General features: G+C 61.3%; 14 protein-coding genes. 8 read left to right on the forward strand and 6 right to left on the reverse strand.

Annotated features, from left to right (window positions below; translation table 11 throughout):
• Positions 1–658 precede the first annotated feature (658 nt).
• Entirely contained in the window at positions 659–1,522 is an 864-nt protein-coding gene (locus IB245_RS00010) for a DMT family transporter (RefSeq protein ID WP_008044889.1), read from the forward strand.
• 925 nt (positions 1,523–2,447) lie between these two features.
• On the opposite strand, the gene IB245_RS00015 is transcribed toward IB245_RS00010, so the two are convergent.
• The 4 genes from IB245_RS00015 to IB245_RS00030 form a co-directional block, all read right to left on the reverse strand.
• On the reverse strand, positions 2,448–3,389 hold the full coding sequence (locus IB245_RS00015; protein ID WP_008029067.1) for a LysR family transcriptional regulator: 942 nt from the start codon (positions 3,387–3,389) through the stop codon (positions 2,448–2,450).
• A gap of 69 nt (positions 3,390–3,458) precedes the next feature.
• Positions 3,459–4,988: a tripartite tricarboxylate transporter permease gene (locus IB245_RS00020; RefSeq protein WP_192225918.1), complete on the reverse strand. Its 1,530-nt coding sequence runs from the start codon at positions 4,986–4,988 to the stop codon at positions 3,459–3,461.
• Positions 4,985–5,518, reverse strand: coding sequence for a tripartite tricarboxylate transporter TctB family protein (locus IB245_RS00025; RefSeq protein ID WP_008029063.1), 534 nt, complete (start codon positions 5,516–5,518; stop codon positions 4,985–4,987). Before IB245_RS00025 ends, IB245_RS00020 begins: the two co-directional genes overlap by 4 nt.
• Before the next feature lie 52 nt (positions 5,519–5,570).
• The gene (locus IB245_RS00030; RefSeq protein WP_192225920.1) at positions 5,571–6,587 is read right to left on the reverse strand and encodes a Bug family tripartite tricarboxylate transporter substrate binding protein; all 1,017 of its coding nucleotides are present in this window, start codon (positions 6,585–6,587) and stop codon (positions 5,571–5,573) included.
• Positions 6,588–7,148: 561 nt separating this feature from the next.
• On the opposite strand from IB245_RS00030, the gene IB245_RS00035 reads away from it, so the two are divergent.
• The 7 genes from IB245_RS00035 (at position 7,149) to IB245_RS00065 (ending at position 16,255) form a co-directional block, all read left to right on the forward strand.
• Positions 7,149–8,489, forward strand: a complete 1,341-nt coding sequence (locus IB245_RS00035) for an MFS transporter (RefSeq protein WP_192225922.1) — start codon at positions 7,149–7,151, stop codon at positions 8,487–8,489.
• The gene (locus tag IB245_RS00040; RefSeq protein WP_008029057.1) at positions 8,482–9,438 is read left to right on the forward strand and encodes an amidohydrolase family protein; all 957 of its coding nucleotides are present in this window, start codon (positions 8,482–8,484) and stop codon (positions 9,436–9,438) included. Before IB245_RS00035 ends, IB245_RS00040 begins: the two co-directional genes overlap by 8 nt.
• The gene (locus IB245_RS00045) at positions 9,435–10,439 is read left to right on the forward strand and encodes a 4-hydroxythreonine-4-phosphate dehydrogenase PdxA (protein WP_008029054.1); all 1,005 of its coding nucleotides are present in this window, start codon (positions 9,435–9,437) and stop codon (positions 10,437–10,439) included. The genes IB245_RS00040 and IB245_RS00045 overlap by 4 nt, the downstream gene beginning before the upstream one ends.
• A gap of 509 nt (positions 10,440–10,948) precedes the next feature.
• Positions 10,949–12,274, forward strand: a complete 1,326-nt coding sequence (locus IB245_RS00050; RefSeq protein WP_008043481.1) for an MFS transporter — start codon at positions 10,949–10,951, stop codon at positions 12,272–12,274.
• Between the two features lie 33 nt (positions 12,275–12,307).
• Positions 12,308–13,483 carry an L-rhamnonate dehydratase gene (locus IB245_RS00055; protein ID WP_008043480.1) on the forward strand — a complete coding sequence of 392 codons (1,176 nt, stop codon included), beginning with the start codon at positions 12,308–12,310 and terminating at the stop codon, positions 13,481–13,483.
• A gap of 53 nt (positions 13,484–13,536) precedes the next feature.
• Positions 13,537–14,532: an AraD1 family protein gene (gene araD1 / locus IB245_RS00060; protein WP_192225924.1), complete on the forward strand. Its 996-nt coding sequence runs from the start codon at positions 13,537–13,539 to the stop codon at positions 14,530–14,532.
• Positions 14,533–14,674: 142 nt separating this feature from the next.
• The gene (locus IB245_RS00065) at positions 14,675–16,255 is read left to right on the forward strand and encodes an aldehyde dehydrogenase (NADP(+)) (protein ID WP_192225926.1); all 1,581 of its coding nucleotides are present in this window, start codon (positions 14,675–14,677) and stop codon (positions 16,253–16,255) included.
• 121 nt (positions 16,256–16,376) lie between these two features.
• Here the strand turns inward: IB245_RS00065 and IB245_RS00070 are convergent, their stop codons facing one another.
• A complete protein-coding gene (locus IB245_RS00070) occupies positions 16,377–17,285 on the reverse strand; it encodes a DMT family transporter (RefSeq protein WP_192225928.1) in 909 nt (302 codons plus the stop codon).
• Positions 17,286–17,356: 71 nt separating this feature from the next.
• A complete protein-coding gene (locus IB245_RS00075; RefSeq protein ID WP_192225930.1) occupies positions 17,357–18,982 on the reverse strand; it encodes a methyl-accepting chemotaxis protein in 1,626 nt (541 codons plus the stop codon).
• Positions 18,983–18,991: the final 9 nt, after the last annotated feature.

The following is an 18,991-nucleotide window of genomic DNA, read 5'->3' on the forward strand; positions in this document are numbered from 1 at the left end:
GCGATATAAGCCATTTTTTGATGCATCGCTACAACTGGATTCGGCCTCATCAATTCAACGATGGGTTGGCACCAGCGCGGGCCGAGGAAAAACTTAACGTCGTGTCCGGGATTAGTTGACCACTACAGTGCTGGCGGTGGCCAGTTTTCTAGCTCTCGATTTATACAATTGATACCGAAGATGCGTCCGTTCCCTTGGCATTTGATCTCTTGCATTCCCTGTCCCCCTCAGTGGGCGATTTCCTTTCCCTCAGAGTAAGCAGCAGGTCTAAAGCTGTATCTACTGGCCCTTTGTCCAAGTCATTGCAATCCATGTCGAGCGCTGGTTATAGTCGGCGCTCGGTGATTTCCATTCACCGTCCATCCCATCAAAAAAGATCAGCCCATGCCTGCTTCCCTCATCAACGCGGTAGTCGATTCAGCGGTCCACGCTGGCGTCGTGCCGTGCGGGGATCAGCAGCCTGCGCAGATCAGTCATTACCCCCCACCTGTCCGTAGCACGCCGGTGTACGCAGTCGTATCACCGCCGGGCGTTGGCGTTTCGGGCTGATCAGCTTTCCCTGCTGTTCCCTTGCCCTTCTAAAAGCGTTCGCCTGAAAAACTACTGGATTTCAGCTTCGGCTGAGTTGGCTTTTTATGCCTGACTACAGGTGGTATTCATGTTTGTCCTTTCGAAAAAATCCGCGCTCGCGGCGGCGTCCACGAGCCTGTTCGTTTTGCTGTGGAGCAGCGGGGCGATCTTCTCCAAATGGGGCTTGGCCCACGCGTCCCCCTTTGCTTTTTTGCTGATTCGTTTCGCCATCGCGCTTTGTGGATTGGTGCTGCTGGTGCCATTGCTCAAGCTGAAACTGCCCAAGGGTGGCAAGCCGATGCTGTATGCGATGGCCACTGGTGTGGTGTTGCTGGGCGCTTATCAGATTTTCTATCTGCTGGCCCTGGACCTGAAGGTCACGCCGGGCGTGATGGCCACGATCATGGGTGTGCAGCCCATCCTCACGGTGGTGATCATGGAGCGCCAGCGCTCAGCGAACCGGGTGTTCGGTTTGATGCTGGGTTTGGCCGGATTGATCATGGTGGTGTATCAGGGCATTGGTCTGGCCGGCATGTCGCTGGCCGGGATGTTTTTCGGTTTGCTGGCGTTGGCGAGCATGACGTTCGGTTCGATCATGCAGAAACGCATCACCGATAATCCCCTCGGTACGCTGCCGGTGCAGTATCTGGCGGGGCTGTTGTTGTGCGGGATTTTCGTGCCGTTCCAGCCGTTTCACTTTGAACGCAGCAGCGGTTTTATCGTGCCGGTGTTGTGGATGGGGCTGGTGGTGTCGGTGTTGGCGACGTTGTTGCTGTATCGGCTGATCGCCCGGGGCAATCTGGTGAATGTCACCAGTCTGTTTTATCTGGTGCCGGCGGTGACGGCGGTGATGGATTATCTGTTTTTCGGCAACCAACTTGCGGTGTTGAGCATGGTGGGGATGGTGCTGATTATTGTTGGTCTGGGGGTTGTGTTTCGTCAGGCGCGGTAGAGCGGTTGGCGGGCATATCCGTTTTTTTTGTGATGGCGGCTATTGGTTTCGCCCTTACGGCGAGTTACTTGGAAAAGCGCCAAGTAACCAAGGGCTCTTGCCCCTTTCGTTCGGTGCCTCGCCTAGGCTCGGCATGCCCTCGCTCCGGTCCTGCTCCGTGGGCCCGCCGCCATCGGCCATCCCTGGCCGGGGGCGGCTAACCCGGCATCCATGCCGGGTTGCCCACTGCGCAGAACCTCCACTCGGCCTCTCGAGGGGGCGCTCAGATCAAAAGCGGAAGGCGAGCTAACGCTCGGCCTGATGAGTGGTGGAAATCAAAAGCAAACACAGACCCCTGTAGGAGCCGGCTTGCTGGCGATGGCGGTGGGTCGGTCAACCTATTTATTGGCTGGACGGACGCTATCGCCAGCAAGCTGGCTCCTACAAGGGAAATGCGTATGTGTTTGGATAAATACGATCAACTGTAGGAGCTGGCTTGCCGGCGATAGCGGTGGATCAGTCACGTATGTATTGGCTGGACAGACGCTATCGCTAGCAAGCCGGCTCCTACAGGGGAGCGGTGCCAATGTCCGGAATGAGTGAACGCATCAGAGAAGGACAACGCGGACATCAAAAGAGCCAGGCCGGCTTTCAGGCCGCCTCGGCGGCTGTGGCGGTAGTCGCCCCCTCGAGAGGCCGAGTGGAGGTTCTGCGCAGTGGGCAACCCGGCATGGATGCCGGGTTAGCCGCCCCCGGCCAGGGATGGCCGATGGCGGCGGGCCCACGGAGCAGGACCGGAGCGAGGGCATGGCGAGCATTAGCGAGCCACCGAACGAAAGGGGCAAGAGCCCTTGGTTACTTGGGGCTCTTCCAAGTGACTCGCCGTAAGGGCGAAACCAATAGCCGCCGTTACCGAAGCAACGGATATATACGCATACCCAAAGGCCTACTTACTCAAAGCATGCTCAGCCCGCACCGAATTCATAAACGCCTGCATCGCCGAAGACTGAATACGATGACGCCGGGTAATCAACCCATACGGCGGCAACCGCGCTTCAAACTTGATCGGCAACACCGCCAGCAAATCACGCCCCGGATAATCCTCGACCACCGACACCGGCGTGACGCCGAGCATGTCGGTCTGCTGGATCAACGACAGCAAGGTCATGATCGACGTGGTCTCGACGATGCTGCTGGGAATGTCGACCCGCGCATTGTGAAACACCTGATTGATGATCGCGCGCATCGGGCTCGGTTGCTGCTGCAACACCCAAGTCATGTTCTGCAATTCCGCCCAGCTCAGGTTCTTCTCCCGAGCCAATGGATTCTGCGCACCGGCAATCACGCACAGCTCCTCTTCACCCAAGCTATCGAACAGCAACTCTTCAGCCCGTGCACCCGCCGGAATCCGCCCCAGCACAATGTCGAGCTGATCCTGCAACAGTGCCTGCACCAGTACATCACTGGTGTCGACCTGAATGCTCATCGACAACCGAGGATGGCTTTTCTTCAAGGTGGCGATGGTGCGAGTCAGCAACCCCGAGGCCAACGCCGGAATCGCCCCGACGGCGACCCGCCCGAGGTTGCCGGATTCCAGGGCGACCAGTTCTTCACGCATGCCGCTGAGTTCGGCAAACACCATGCGCGCGTAGTAGATGACGGTCTCCCCGAACGGGGTAGAGCGCATGCCCCGAGGCAGACGTTCGAAGAGTTCGACGCCGAGCAAGTCCTCGGCCTCGTGCAACATCTTGGTCGCCGCCGGTTGGGTCATGCCGATGTGGTCGGCGGCGCGGCGCAGCGAGCCTAATTCCTGCAACGCCAGCATCAACCGCAATTGGCGCAGACGCAGTCGACTGTGGATCACATTGGCATCAGGAATTCGGGTCATGGGCCGCGCTCGCGAAAAAGACTGCGGCAAGCCTGACAACAAATGTCAGGCGTTGCCAGCATTGCTGTGTCACAGCACCGATTTGGTCTTGGCGACGTGGGGTTTGCGCAGGCCCATCAGGCTGCTCAACCCTTTGGAAATCAGCGGCCAGAACAGCATCAGCAGCGCCGCCGTGGTCAGGCTGCCCACCAGCGGGTTGGACCAGAAAATCCCCAAGTGGCCGTCAGAAAACAGCATCGATTGACGGAACGCATCCTCAGCCTTGTCCCCTAGAACAGCCGCCAACACCAGCGGCGCAATCGGGTAACCGAGTTTCTTGAACAGGTACCCCAGCGCGCCGAAGCCCAGCATCAGCACCACGTCGAAGAACGAGTTGTGCACCGAGTAGGCACCGATGGCGCAGACCATGATGATGATCGGCGCAATGATCGAGAACGGAATGCGCAGGATCGAAGCGAACAGCGGCACGGTAGCCAACACCACGATCAGGCTCACCACGTTGCCCAGGTACATGCTCGCGATAAGCCCCCAGACAAAATCGTGCTGCTCGACGAACAACGTCGGGCCAGGGTGCAAGCCCCAGATCATCAAGCCACCGAGCATCACCGCTGCCGTAGCGGAACCGGGAATGCCCAAGGTCAGCATCGGCAGCAGGGCGCTGGTGCCGGCGGCGTGGTCAGCGGTTTCCGGAGCGATCACGCCTTCGAGTTCACCCTTGCCGAAGTTCTCGCGATTCTTCGAGAAGCGCCGCGCCAGGCTGTAGCTCATGAACGAAGCCGCCGTAGGGCCGCCGGGCGTGATGCCCATCCAGCAACCAACCAGCGTGCTGCGCACAATCGTCCACCAGTAACGCGGCAACTTGGCCCAGGTACGCAGAATCACCATCGGTGTAATGCGCGCATGCTCGCCGCGAAACACCAGGCCTTCCTCGACCGTGCAAAGGATTTCGCCGATGCCGAACAGGCCGATCACCGCCACTTCGAAGCTGATGCCAGTCATCAGGATCGGCTGGTCGAAGGTCAGGCGCAGGTTGCCGGATACGGTGTCCATGCCGACCGCCGCCATGGCGAAACCGATCATCATCGCCACCACGGTTTTCAGCGGCGGGTTCTTGCTCATGCCGATGAAGGTGCAGAACGCCAACAGGTACACCGCGAAGAACTCCGGTGAACTGAACGACATGGCGAAGGCAGCAATCTTTGTCGATAGAAAGGTCAGCAACAACACCCCGGCCAATGCGCCGATAAGCGCCGAACTGAACGCGGCGGTGAGGGCTTCGGCGGCGCGGCCTTCACGGGCCATCGGGTAGCCGTCGAAGGTCGTCGCCACCGATGAGGGCTCGCCGGGGATGTTGAACAGGATCGAGGTGATCGAGCCGCCAAACAGCGCGCCCCAATACATGCACGACAGCAGAATGATCGCCGACACCGGCGACATGGTGAACGTCAGCGGCAGCAACAACGCCACGCCGTTGGGGGCACCGAGGCCGGGCAGTACGCCGACCAGAATGCCCAGCAGCACGCCGATCACCATCAGGCCGATGTGGCCCGGGGTCAGGATCAGGTTCATGCCTTGCAGCAGGGAATCGAACTCGCTCATTTGAAATTTCTCCCGGCCAGGGCAATCCAGTCGCCCATCGGGCCGGCATCCAGCGGGACCTTGAACCACAGCGCGAAAATCAGGTAGCTGGCCAGCACCGCGCCGAGGGACACGCTGCCGATCATCAGTTTGCCGTAAGGCTTGGCGCGGACCTTGTCACGCCACATGAACCAGGCGATGAAGCAGGCCGACGCCACGTAGATGCCGGTGAACGGCATGGCGCCAACGAACAGCGCAATCGGGATGAACACCGACAACACTTGCTTGAACGCACTGCGGCTGACGAATGCAATGCTCAGGGCGTGCCAGCGCACCAGGGTCAACACGCCGTTGGCCACGCTTGCGGCGCTGAGCATCAGGCCGATGTAGAAGGGGAAGTAACCCGGCTCGGGGCCGGAATCGCCCCAGCCGATACCTTGTTCGACACTGCCAAACATCACCACCACGCCAATCAGCGCAGTGAAGACGGTCAGGCCGAGTTCGACCCAGCGGGTACCGACCAGTGCCGGTGAATCCGAAGAATGGGACATGAAGACACCTCCAGAGGTGACGGCCGTGCGCAGGCGGACGGCCGTCGGCAACTCAGTTTTTCAGCCAGCCGGCTTCTTTGAACACCGGGGTGACGCGGGCGGTGTCTTTCTCAATGTAGGCGGTCAGCGGCTCGCCTTCGAGGAAGGTGGGCACCAGTGCGTTCTGTTTGACGTAGGCCTTGAACTCCGGGGTTTCGGTGACTTTGCGCATCAGCTCGACATAGAACGCCCGTTGCTCGGCGGTGACTTCGCCGGGCATGAATACGGTGCGCGGGAAGCGGTACTGATCGATGCCCAAGCCCTGCTCGTGGCAAGTCGGCACATCGGCCCAGGATTTGTCGCCGGCGACTTTCTCGGTGTAGCTCATGCGCTCTTTACTGAACACGCACAGTGGCTCGACCTGATCACCGCGCCATTGGCTGATGCTTTCGCTGGGGTTGTTGACGTTGGCGGCGATGTGTTTGCCGGCCAGTTGGGTCGCGGCTTCGCTGCCGCTCTTGAACGGGATGTACACCAGTTTGCTGTTAGTGGTCTGGTTCAACAGCAAGGTGAGGGTCTGGTCCACGTCCTTGGACTGGCTGCCGCCCATGCGCAGGTTCGACGGGTCAGCCTTGACCGCTTCGTAGAAGCCCTTGGCGTCCTTCCACGGTGCGTCTTTGTAGCTCCAGAGAATGAAGTCGTCCTCGGCCACGGCGGCGATGGGGGTCAGTTCCTGCCATTGGTAGCCGAGCTTGGACACCAGCGGCAACAAGTAGATGTTGTTGGTGCCGATCACCAGTTTTTCCGGATCGCCCTTGTTCATTTTCAGGTCGAGGAAAGCTTCGGCGCCATTGCCGCCGCCCTTGTTGAGGACGATGGTATTCACGTCGAGCAGCTTGTGGGTGGTGATGATCGACTGGATCAAACGGCCGAGCTGGTCAGTGCCGCCACCGGGACCGCCAGCGACGACGATTTCGACGTTCTTGTCTGGTTGCCAGGCTGCATGAGCGAGAGCGGGAAGGGCGCCGGTGGCGACCAGCGTGCAGCCAAGAAACAGACGGGATGTGCGACGGACGAATGCATTTCGCATGGAAGGGCCTCGTTTTTGTAGTTGTTATGAGTGACTTGTCTGAGCGGTAAAGCTGCAAGCCTGGCCCGAGTGTGGGAAGCCGCAGGCGTCGCGTCTAGTCAAAACAATACATACACCGATAGCCTGGGGTTATAGCTCGGGAGGGGAAAAATCGTGATGATCACCGCAGGCCTTGCGCCAGAGCAGTTTGAGTGGAAAGTGTGTGCAGGCCTTATTCATTGAAAGCCCCCTGAAAGCAGGGCATGACATAACCCGAGGCTATCGCCTTATTTCAAGTTTTGATTAGACGGTTATCAGTGAGCCTTCGATAGTGCTCACCAATGCCGTGAAAACGCGGCAAAACGCGAACCCTGTAGGAGCCGGCTTGCCGGCGATAGCGGAATGTCAGGCGCCATCAATATCGATTGATGCACCTCCATCACTGTAGGAGCCGGCTTGCTGGCGATAGCGGTGTATCAGTCAACATTGATAGCGCCTGACCCACCGCAATCGCCAGCAAGCCGGCTCCTACAAGGTCGGTGTTTGCAACTTCACAAAAATAATAAATTCGAGGTACGCACCATGGCTCGTCCCAGTGCTTCCCTGCAATTGCCCGGCGCAGTTGCCCAACCCGCCGCAGCGGCCGAACCGCAGACCGGCACCACCAAGGCCAGCAATGTGCGCTGGCGGATCTTCGCGATCATCTTCGCGCTGACCATGGTCAACCTCATCGACCGGGTGTCGCTGTCCATTGCGATGCCGACCATCGCCCATGAGTTTTCCCTGTCGCCGAGCATGCAAGGCCTGATCCTCAGCAGCTTCTTCTGGGCCTATGCGCTGTTGCAGATTCCCGGCGGCTGGATGATCGACCGCTTCGGCCCGCATCGGGTCATCAGTTGGTCCACCGGGTTGTGGGGGACGTTTCAAGTGTTGGCGGCATTTGCCACGGGCGGCTTGTCATTGTTGTTCGCCCGCGTTGCACTCGGTGCTGCCGAGGCTCCCTTGTTCCCGTCGGGTGGCAAGCTGATTTCGTTGTGGCTGGCGCCAAGCGAGCGCAGTCGCGGCGCGGTGCTGATGGACAGCGGCAGCCCGTTGGGCGTGGCGTTGGGCGGGCTAATCATTGCTTATCTGATCGCGTCGCTGGACTCATGGCGCCTGGCGTTCGTGATCGCCGGTATCGCGACGCTGGTACTGGCGTGGCTGGCGCGGCGGTATCTGCGCGATGACCCGGCCAGCCACCCGCAAGTGAATGCCGAAGAGCTCGAGAAGATCAACGCCGGACGCGCCACGCCAGCAGCCGAAGCGGCGCGGGTGCCAGTCAAAGGCCTGGGCATTGCGGCGCGTTCCCTGAGCGGTTTGCTGATCGGCCGCGCCAGTTGGGCGATGGTGTATTTCGGCTTGCTGACCTGGGGCCCGAGTTATCTGGCGCAGGCTCGCGGCTTCGATATCAAGGGCATTGGCGCGGCGACGTTCGTGATTTTTGTCTGCGGTGCGCTCGGCTCGTTGACCGGTGGTTTCCTCTGCGACGGGCTGATCCGCAAAGGCGTCAGTCGCGGTGTGGCGGTCAAGAGTCTGCTGGCGTTTTCCGGCCTGGTGGCCCTCGGCGCGTTCCTGTTATTGCCGACCCTGACTAACCCTTTTGCTGCCGTGGCGTTGTTGGCCATGACTGCGTTTTTCCTGATGTGGGGCAGCCTCTACTGGAGTTTCCCGGCATTGCTGGCGGCGCCGGCGCGGGTCGGCCTGATCGGCGGCGTGATGAACATGGCCGGCAGCACGGGCGGGATTGCGGTGCCGATCCTGGTCGGCGTGATCCTGCAAATGGCCGGTGGATTCGCGCCGGTGCTGGGGTTCTTTGCGGCGTGTTCGGCGGTCTTCGTTTTTGCCACGCTGTTCATCAGCCTCGACGAGGTGCGCCATGACTGAGTTGTATACGGGGCCGATCATCGACGCCCATCACCACTTCTGGGACCCGACGATCAATCACCATCCGTGGCTCGCGCCTGAAGCCAGGATCCCGTTTCGCTACGGCGACTACAGCGCGATCAAGCGGCGCTATTTTCCCGACGATTACTTCGCCGATGCCGGGCCGCATAACGTCGTGCAAACGGTGTACATCGAGACCGAATGGGACCCGCAAGATCCGATTGGCGAAACCCGATTCATTGAAGGTTTGGCGGCGCGTTACGGCGTACCGAATGCAATCGTCGCGCAGGCCTGGCTCGATCATCCGGACGCCATCGCGGTGCTCACCGAGCAGGCGAGTTTCAAGTGCGTACGCAGCGTGCGCCACAAACCCGGTGGCCCGACTTCGACGGCGCAGGTGGGCCATCTGCGCAGCCTGATGAGCGATGAACACTGGCGCCGTAGTTACGCCGCGCTGCAAGGGCTGGGGCTGCATTTCGATTTGCAGACACCCTGGTGGAACCTCTACGAAGCCGAACGGCTGGCCCGGGACTTTCCTGGCACCACGCTGATTCTCAACCACGCCGGGTTGCCCAATGACCGCAGCGCCGAAGGCCTGGCGGGATGGCGTCTGGCGATGGCACGACTGGCCGAGTGGCCGAACGTGCAGGTGAAGGTTTCCGGCCTGGGCCTGAAAGGGCAGGCGTGGCGCGCCAAAGACAATGCCTGGATCGTGCGCGAAGTGATCGCCATGTTCGGCACCGAGAGAGTGATGTTCGCCAGCAACTTTCCGGTAGACAGCCTGTGCGGCTCGTTCGACGACATCTACAGCGGTTTCAAATCCATCGTTGCTGACCTGCCATGGGCGGATCAGGAGCGCCTGTTCTACAGCAACGCGCAGCGGGTTTATCGCTGCGAGCCTAGCGCCATTGACCGTACATGGCCCGAACCCTTGAGGAGTGAAGCATGAGCAAGACAACCATCGCCATGGTCCTGGGCGACCCGGCGGGCATCGGCCCGGAACTGATCGCACGCCTGCTCGCGGAGCCTCAGGTTCGCAGCCAGGCCAACGTGATCCTGATTGCCGACGAGGCGGAAATGCGGCGCGGCATGCGCATCGCCGGGGTGGAATTTCCGTACCGTCGCGTCGAGTCGCTGGATCAGCTGTCATTTGTCGATGACACGCCGTTGTTCTATGACTTTCGCGGCGACACCATCGGCGAATTCCCGCGCAGTGAAGCCAGCGTCATTGGTGGCCGCTACAGCCTCGACACTCTGGAAAAAGCCCTGCGCCTCACCGAGGCCGGCACCACGGGTGCGGTGCTGTTCGGGCCGCTGAACAAGACCTCGCTGCACATGGCCGGCATGGCCCACAACGACGAGTTGCACTGGTTCGCCGAGCTGCTGGATTTCCACGGGCCGTTCTGCGAATTCAACGTGCTCGACAACCTCTGGACGTCGCGGGTGACCTCGCATGTGGCCTTGGCCGAGGTGCCGGGCATGCTGACGCAAGCGCGGGTGGTGGAAGCGATCCAGCTGATCGACACCGCGCTCAAGCGCAACGGCCTGGCGAAACCGCGCATCGGCGTGTGCGGTCTGAACCCGCACAACGGCGACAACGGCTCGTTCGGTCGCGAAGAACTGGACATCATCGGCCCGGCCGTACGTTCGGCGCAGGCGTTGGGGATTGCGGCGGAAGGGCCGTATCCGGGCGACACGATTTTCCTCAAGGTACAGGGCGATGCGAGCGCCTTTGACGCGGTGGTGACGATGTACCACGACCAGGGACAGATCGCGATCAAGTTGATGGGCTTCTCCCGTGGGGTGACGGTGCAGGGTGGCTTGCCTATCCCCATCACCACACCGGCCCATGGCACTGCGTTTGATATCGCCGGCCAGGGCAAAGCCAACCCCGGCGCGATCCGCCAGGCCTTCGAAATCGCCTGCCGCATGGGCACCAACCACTACTGACCCCCCACAAAATTCACTGACACACGCAATCCCACTGTAGGAGCCGGCTTGCTGGCGATGAGGGCCTGACAGACACAGATGAAGTGACTGTCAGACCGCTATCGTCGGAACGCCGCCCGCAGCAAGCCGGCTCCTACAGTAATGCGTAGTGCTGCCAGGTTGTTCAATCAACGCAAAACCCCATGTGGGAGCGAGCCTGCTCGCGATAGCGCTCTATCAGTCACTGCAATGTGCCTGTCAGATCGCCTTCGCGAGCAGGCTCGCTCCCACAGTTGTTTTAGGGGGCGCCTGATAACTCGATCTAGGCAATAACCGCACTTACCTATCACCCCAGGTTATCGATGGATGTGCATAAGTGATTATCCGTCGCCCTGTGCGCTGGCTAAAGTCGCTCCATCGAATGACCAGAGCCGGCCACCCGAGCTGCCTCGATCGCACGATTCAACAACTACAAAAAGCCCGCCTTGTCACTTCCGCAAGGCACATACCGGCAGCAAAGGAACCTTCACATGACTCGTCCAGATTTCGCCCTGGCTCTGTCCAGTGCCATCTCCAAAAGCCGGCTGCGTCTGCTGCCGTTTCTGATCCTGATGTACATCCTCGCCTTCATCGATCGCTCCAACGTCGGCTTCGCCAAAGCCGCGTTGCAGGCCGACACCGGTTTGGGCGATGCCGCGTTCGCGTTCGGCGCGAGCATCTTCTTCATCGGCTACGCGTTCTTCGAAGTGCCGAGCAACTACATGCTGCACCGCCTCGGCGCGAAGGTCTGGCTGTGCCGGATCATGGTCACCTGGGGCCTGGTGTCGGCGGCAATGATGTTCGCCCACAACGCCGAAACCTTTTACGTCCTGCGCTTCCTGCTGGGGGTCGCCGAAGCCGGCTTCTTCCCGGGGATCATCCTTTACCTCACCTACTGGTTCCCGGCGCAAAGCCGTGGCCAGGCGCTCGGTCTGTTCTACTTCGGCTTGCCCCTGGCGCTGGTGCTGGGCAGCCCGCTGTCGGGCTGGTTGCTGGACTTCCACGGCGTGTTCGGCCTGACCAACTGGCAATGGTTGTTCGTCGTCGAAGGGTTGATGGCGTCGGTGGTCGGCATCGCTGCGTACTTCTATCTGGTCAACCGCCCGGCCGATGCCACGTGGTTGAGCGTTGATGAAAAGCAGGCGCTGCAAACCGCGCTCAGCGAAGAAGACGCGAAGAAAAAAGACAGCAGCCCCCATGGTTTTCTCAGTGCGCTGCGCAACCCTCGGGTGCTGCAATTCTGCCTGGCGTATTTCACCATTCAGATGAGCGTGTACGGCGTGGTGTTTTACCTGCCGACGCGCATCGCCGGATTGCTTGACGGCCACGTCGGCCTCAACGTCGGCCTGATCACCGCGATTCCGTGGATCTGCGCCCTGGTCGTGACCCGTCTCGTCACTCGCTACGCCGACCGCACCGGGCAACATCGTCGCCTCGCCGTGTGCATGCTGACCATGGCCGCCCTCGGCATTGCCGCCTCGGCGCTGGGCACCAGCATGGTTCCGGTGGTCATCGCCTTCTGCTTCGCCGCTGCCGGTTTCGTCTCGGTGCAGCCACTGTTCTGGACCATTCCCACCAGCTACCTCAGCGGTGCCGCCGCAGCCGGCGGGATTGCCCTGATCAACTCCATCGGCAACCTCGGCGGCTTCGTCGCGCCGAACCTGAAAACCGTGATGGAAACCAGCTTCGCCGACCCCCGCGCCGGCATGTTCGCCCTGGCCCTGGTCGGCATTGTCGGCGCCGTCCTGTTGTCCCGACTTCGCAGCACCCACACCCCTAAATCCCCCTCGCAGCTCACACCGGCTCAGGTTGGCTGATCACTACCCAAGCGTTAGCAAGGAATTGAATTCATGAAAATCAAAGCAATCCGTACCCGCGTTTTCGAGTGGAAAGGCAAAGTCGTCCCACCACAAGCGCACTTCTGCACCAACGCCAGCGACATCCTGTTCGAACGTGGCGACGCCATGGGTTCGTTCCGTTTCCACGGCTGGCTGGTGGTGGAAGTCGAGACCGACACCGGTCTCGTCGGCATCGGTAACTGCGCCCTGGCGCCGCGTGTGGCCAAGGAAATCATCGACACCTACCTGGCGCCGATTGCGATTGGCGAAGACCCGTTCGACAACGAATACATCTGGCAGAAGATGTACCGCCAGAGCCACGCCTGGGGCCGTAAAGGCATCGGCATGGCGGCGATCTCGGCGATCGACATCGCGATCTGGGACATCATGGGCAAAGCGGTCAACAAACCGGTGTTCAAGTTGCTCGGTGGTCGCACCAAGGAAAAGATCTGGACCTACGCCTCCAAACTCTACGCCAACGACAACCTCGACCTGTTCCTCGAAGAAGCCCAGGGCTATCTGAACCAGGGTTTCACCGCGCTGAAAATGCGCTTCGGCTACGGCCCGAAAGATGGCCCGGCGGGCATGCGCAAAAATATCGAACAAGTGCGCGCACTGCGTGAACTCGCCGGCCCGGACATCGACATCATGCTCGAATGCTACATGGGCTGGACCCTGGAATACGCACGGCGCATGTTGCCGAAACTCGCCGAATTCGAACCGCGCTGGCTCGAAGAACCGGTGATCGCCGACGACATCGAAGGCTACATCGAGCTGAAAAAAATGGGGATCATGCCGATCTCCGGCGGCGAGCACGAATTCACCTCCTACGGCTTCAAAGACCTGCTGGAACGCCGCGCCGTCGACGTGATCCAGTACGACACCAACCGTGTGGGCGGCATCACCGCTGCGCGCAAGATCAACGCCATGGCCGAAGCCTGGTCGGTGCCGGTGATTCCGCACGCGGGGCAGATGCACAACTATCACCTGACCATGTCCACCACCGCTTCACCGATGGCCGAGTTCTTCCCGGTCTTCGACGTCGAGGTCGGCAACGAACTCTTCTACTACGTGTTCAAGGGCGAGCCGCAACCGGTCAACGGCTACATCCAGCTCGACGACAACAAGCCGGGCCTGGGCCTGGAAATCTCCGATGAATACCTGAGCGACTTCAACATCATCGAGTGACCTTGAGGCGCCGCTCGTGAGCGGCGCCATTCACGACTTTCTGGAGGGCCGACATGCGCCTGATTCAATTTGAAAACACTGCCGGCGAGCGCCAGGTCGGCGTCGTCGAGGGCTCGCAGGTCCAGGTGCTCAAAGGCACCCGCAGCACCCGTGAACTGGCTCTCGCGGCGATCCGCGCCCAACGCAGCCTGCAAGAAGAAGTGGCCCAACGCGGCACTGAGCCTGGCCCGGATTACGCGCAACTGTTGCAGCAGGGCAACGTCCTGCCGCCGCTGGATCACGAAGACCCGGCGCACTGCCTGATCAGCGGCACCGGCCTGACCCACCTCGGCAGCGCCTCGGCGCGGGACAAAATGCACCAGCAGGATGGCGCCGTTGAAGCCGGCATGACCGACACCATGCGCATTTTCAAGTGGGGCCTGGAGGGTGGCAAACCCGCAGCCGGACAGGTTGGCGCGCAGCCGGAATGGTTCTACAAAGGCGACGGCAGCATCGTTGTGCGCCCCGGCGCGGATTTCCCGGTGCCGCCGTTTGCCGAAGACGCCGGTGAAGAGCCGGAGCTGACCGGCCTCTATGTGATTGGCGATGACGGTCTGCCGTATCGTGTCGGTTATGCCTTGGGTAACGAGTTCTCCGACCATGTCATGGAGCGGCGCAATTACCTGTACCTCGCGCACTCGAAACTGCGTTTCTGCGCCTATGGTCCGGAGCTGCGTGTCGGTGAATTGCCCCGTCATCTGGCGGGCACCAGCCGCATCATCCGCAACGGCGAAACCCTCTGGGAAAAAGAGTTTCTCAGCGGCGAAGACAACATGTGCCACAGCCTCGCCAACCTCGAATTCCATCACTTCAAATACGCGCAGTTTTTGCGTCCGGGCGATGTCCACGTGCATTACTTCGGCACTGCGACGCTGTCGTTTGCCGATGGCGTGAAAACCCAGCCGGGTGATCGCTTCCAGATCAGCCTCGACGCGTTTGGCGCACCGTTGGAAAACGGCATCGGCGAAAGCGCCCAGCCGTTGGCCATTGGCCACGTGCGTTCGCTCTAAAACTGGCGGAACGCTTGATCCCTGTAGGAGCCGGCTTGCTGGCGATAGCGATTTGTCAGGCGAAATTTATGTTGGCTGACCCTACGCCATCGCCAGCAAGCCGGCTCCTACAGGTCCGTGCTAATTGATCAGGAATTACCTCATGACCACGTTACTTGGACACAACTACATCGGCGGACAGCGCAGCGCCAACGGCACGTTGCAACTGCAAAGCCTCGACGCCACAACCGGCGAGCCGCTGCCCGGCACCTTCTTCCAGGCGACTGAAGCCGAAGTGGATGCCGCCGCCAAAGCCGCCGCTGCGGCGTACCCGATCTACCGCAACCTGAGCGCGGAAAAACGCGCGGCGTTTCTTGACGCCATCGCCGATGAAATCGATGCGCTGGGCGATGATTTCGTCGCCACGGTCTGCCGGGAAACGGCACTGCCGGCCGGGCGTATCCAGGGCGAGCGCGGGCGCACCAGCGGCCAGATGCGCCTGTTCGCCAAGGTCCTGCGGCGCGGTGATTTCTACGGTGCGCGGATTGATCGGGCGTTGCCGGATCGCCAACCGTTGCCGCGTCCGGATCTGCGTCAGTACCGCATCGCCATCGGCCCGGTGGCGGTGTTCGGCGCCAGCAACTTTCCGCTCGCTTTTTCCACGGCGGGTGGCGATACCGCTTCGGCACTGGCCGCCGGTTGTCCGGTGGTATTCAAGGCGCACAGCGGACACATGGCAACCGCCGAACGGGTCGCGGACGCCATCATCCGCGCCGCTGAACGCACGGGCATGCCGGCCGGTGTGTTCAACATGATTTATGGCGGTGGCGTCGGTGAGTGGCTGGTCAAGCACCCGGCTATTCAGGCCGTGGGCTTCACCGGTTCGCTCAAGGGCGGCAATGCCCTGAGCCACATGGCCGCGACCCGGCCGCAACCGATCCCGGTGTTCGCCGAAATGTCGAGCATCAACCCGGTGTTCCTGTTGCCCGAAGCCCTCGCCGTGCGGGGCGAGCAGATCGCGGCGCAACTGGCCGGTTCGGTGACCTTGGGCTGCGGGCAGTTCTGCACCAATCCGGGTTTGGTCATCGGTTTGCGTTCGCAACAGTTCAGCGCATTCCTTCAACAGTTCTGCGCCAACATGAACGAGCAGCCGGCACAAACCATGCTCAATGCCGGCGCGCTGGTCAGCTACAGCCAAGGCCTTGGGGAATTGCACGAACATCCGGGGCTGACGCACCTGGCGGGCAAACCGCAGCAGGGCAATCAGGCGCAACCGCAGGTGTTCAAGGCCGATGTCAGCCTGCTGCTCAAGGGCGATGAGTTGCTTCAGGAAGAAGTGTTCGGGCCGACCACCATCGTCATCGAAGTCGAGGATCGGGCGCAGCTCGCGGCGGCGCTGCACGGCCTGCGCGGGCAATTGACGGCGACGCTGATCGGCGAGGCCGAAGAGCTGCTGGAATACCGCTGGCTGGCGCAATTGCTACAGGAAAAAGTCGGGCGGATCTTGCTCAACGGCTATCCGACCGGGGTCGAAGTCTGCGAGGCGATGGTGCATGGCGGGCCGTATCCGGCAACGTCGGATTCTCGCGGGACGTCGGTGGGGACGCTGGCGATTGATCGATTCCTACGGCCGGTGTGCTTCCAGAATTACCCGGATGCGTTGTTGCCCGAGGCGTTGCAGAACGCGAATCCGCTGGGGATTCGGCGGTTGGTGGATGGTGAAGTGAGTCAGTCAGCCTTGTAGTGCACTGGCGATCGCCTTCGCGGGCAAGCCTCGCTCCTACAGGTCCTGCACAAAACCCGTAGGAGCGAGCGGTGCGGCGATCCGACTTGCCCGCGAAGGCGTCATCAGCAGCACCACAACTCTATTTGGCGGTCACCTCGGCGACCTTCATCACCGAAGGCTTCAACACCAACCACAACGCCGCCGCAATCAACACCCCGCCATACACATGCGCCATCGACAACGGCTCATCCAGCAGCAACGCCCCCCACAACACCCCGAACGGCGGAATCAGGAACGTCGTTGTCATCGATTTCAAAGGCCCGATCGAGCTGAGCAGGCGGAAGTAAATAATGTACGCAAACGCCGTGCACCCTAGCCCCAATCCCAGCAACGACAGCCACACGCTCCAGCCGCCCCAGCTCGCCGGTGGCTGGCTGATCACGCTGTAGCCGAACAGCGGCAGCAGGAACAAGGTCGCCCCGAGCATGCTGCCCAGTGCCGAAAGACGACTGTCGAGCCCGCCGGCCTGATCGAGCCAGCGGCGGGCGAGGAACCCGGCAAAACCATAACAGGTGGTGGCGAGCAGGCAGGCGAGGGCGCCCATCAGCAGTTGCAGGTCGAAGGCCACCGGGCCAGCACGGGTCAGCACGCCAACACCGAACAAACCGAGAAACACCCCGCCGAGCTTGGCGGCAGTGAGCCGCTCACTGAAGAACAGGCCGCCGATCAACACGCCCATCAGTGGCGTGGTGGCGTTGAAGATTGCCGAGTAGCCGGCGGGCAGCACCTGGGCTGCCACTGAATAGAGGGTCGCCGGAATCCCGGAGTTGATCACCCCGAGCAGCATCACGGTTTTGAGCTTGCCCTTGAAATCCCAGCTGATGCGCATCAACCCGACAATCATCAGCAACCCGACCGCCGCAATCGACACGCGGAAAAACGCCGTGGGGATGCTGCCAATCACTGGGGCGATGATGCGCATGAACAGGAAACTCGCGCCCCAAATGGCCGCCAGCGACAGTAAACGAACGATATCGACAGGGCTCACGGTGCACTCCTTCCTTGATGGGGACGAGAGTGTTGCCGAGAGCCTTGCCTATGGCAACCGAAAAACCGGCATCAAATTATGAAACGTGTCACCAGACCGTTGAGGTCGATTGCCAGCCGCGACAATTCCTGACTGGCGGCCGAAGTCTGGGTGGCGCCGGCGGCGGTCTGGGTCGAGAGATCGCGAATGGTCACCAGGTTCTGATCGACTTCCCGGGCCACCAGCGCTTGCTGTTCGGCGGCGCTGGCGATGACCAGATTGCGTTCGTTGATCTGCGAGATCGATGCGGTGATTTTCTCCAGGGCGCTGCCGGCACTGTTGGCCCGACGCAAGGTCTGGCTGGCGTGTTCGGCACTGCTTTGCAGCGCGCTGACCGTGGCCCCGGTGCCGTGCTGGATGTTGTTGATCATCAGCTCGATTTCTTCGGTGGAGTTCTGGGTGCGTTGCGCCAGCGAGCGCACTTCATCGGCCACCACGGCAAACCCGCGCCCGGCTTCACCGGCGCGTGCGGCTTCGATGGCCGCATTGAGCGCCAACAGGTTGGTCTGCCCGGCGATGCCGCGAATCACTTCCAGCACTTTGCTGATGTCCTGCGCCTGAACCGCCAGGCCCTCGGCCCGTTCCGAGGCGCCGAGCACTTCGCTGACCAGCCCCTGAATCGCGGTGATGGTTTCAGTGACCTGCACGTGGCCGTGCTTGCTGTCCTCGTTCGACGCCTGGGAGGCCTCGGCGCTGGACACGGCATTCGCGGCGACTTCGTCCACTGCAGTGCTCATCTCGGTGACGGCGGTGGCGGCCATCTCGATCTGGTCGTTCTGCTGCTGCAGGCCGCGCGTGCTTTCCTCCATCACCGAACTCATCTCCTCGGCTGCCGACGCCAGTTGGCGCGCCGAGTCGCTGATGCCGCGAATGGTCGTGCGCAGGTTGCCTTGCATGTCGGCGAGGGCGTTGAGCAATTGCGCGGCTTCGTCCTTGCCGTGGCTGGCAATCTGTCCGCTGAGGTCGCCCGCGGCAATCCGGCGTGCGACCTGCAGCGCCTGATTGATCGGCGTGGTGATGCTGCGCGTCAGCAACCAGGCCAACAGCAGCGTGGCAAGCAACGCAATCACGATGATCGTGCCGACGATCCATTGCGCGCGCTGGTACATCAACGCGGCGGCGTCCGCAGCGGTATCGGCGCCTTGCTGATTGAAACTGATCATCGACTCCAGGGATTTATCCAGCACGATGCCCTGCGGGGCCAGTTCACTGTTGAGGCGGGCGTAGGCCTGCTCATCCTGGCCGGCATCGATCTGCGCGAGGATCTGGTCGAGGATGGCCAGGTACTTCGCGACGGCGGTATTCAGGCTGTCGAGCATGGCCCGTTCCTGGTCGCTGGACAGCAGCGTCTTGTGGTCGTTGAGGCGTTTTTGCAATTCCTGGCGTTGCACGTTGAGGATGCCTTTGCTCCTTTCCCGCACAGCGCTCTGGCTGTTGGCGATCAACCGCAACGATTCCAGGCGGATGGTGGCGATGTTGGACGCGCTGTCATGGATGCTCTCGATGCTCGGCATCCACGATTCCTCGATGACCGATGCACTTTCGCGCAGGGTCGCCATCTGACCCAGGCCGAACATCCCGACCAGCACCAGCAGGCTGGCCAGCACAGCAAAACTCAAGCTCGCGCGCAAACCTATGCGCATGTTCCTTATAGGCATCTTATGTGC

Origin of the sequence: Pseudomonas sp. PDM02 (assembly GCF_014852285.1) — a bacterium.
Taxonomy (GTDB): Bacteria; Pseudomonadota; Gammaproteobacteria; order Pseudomonadales; family Pseudomonadaceae; genus Aquipseudomonas; species Aquipseudomonas migulae.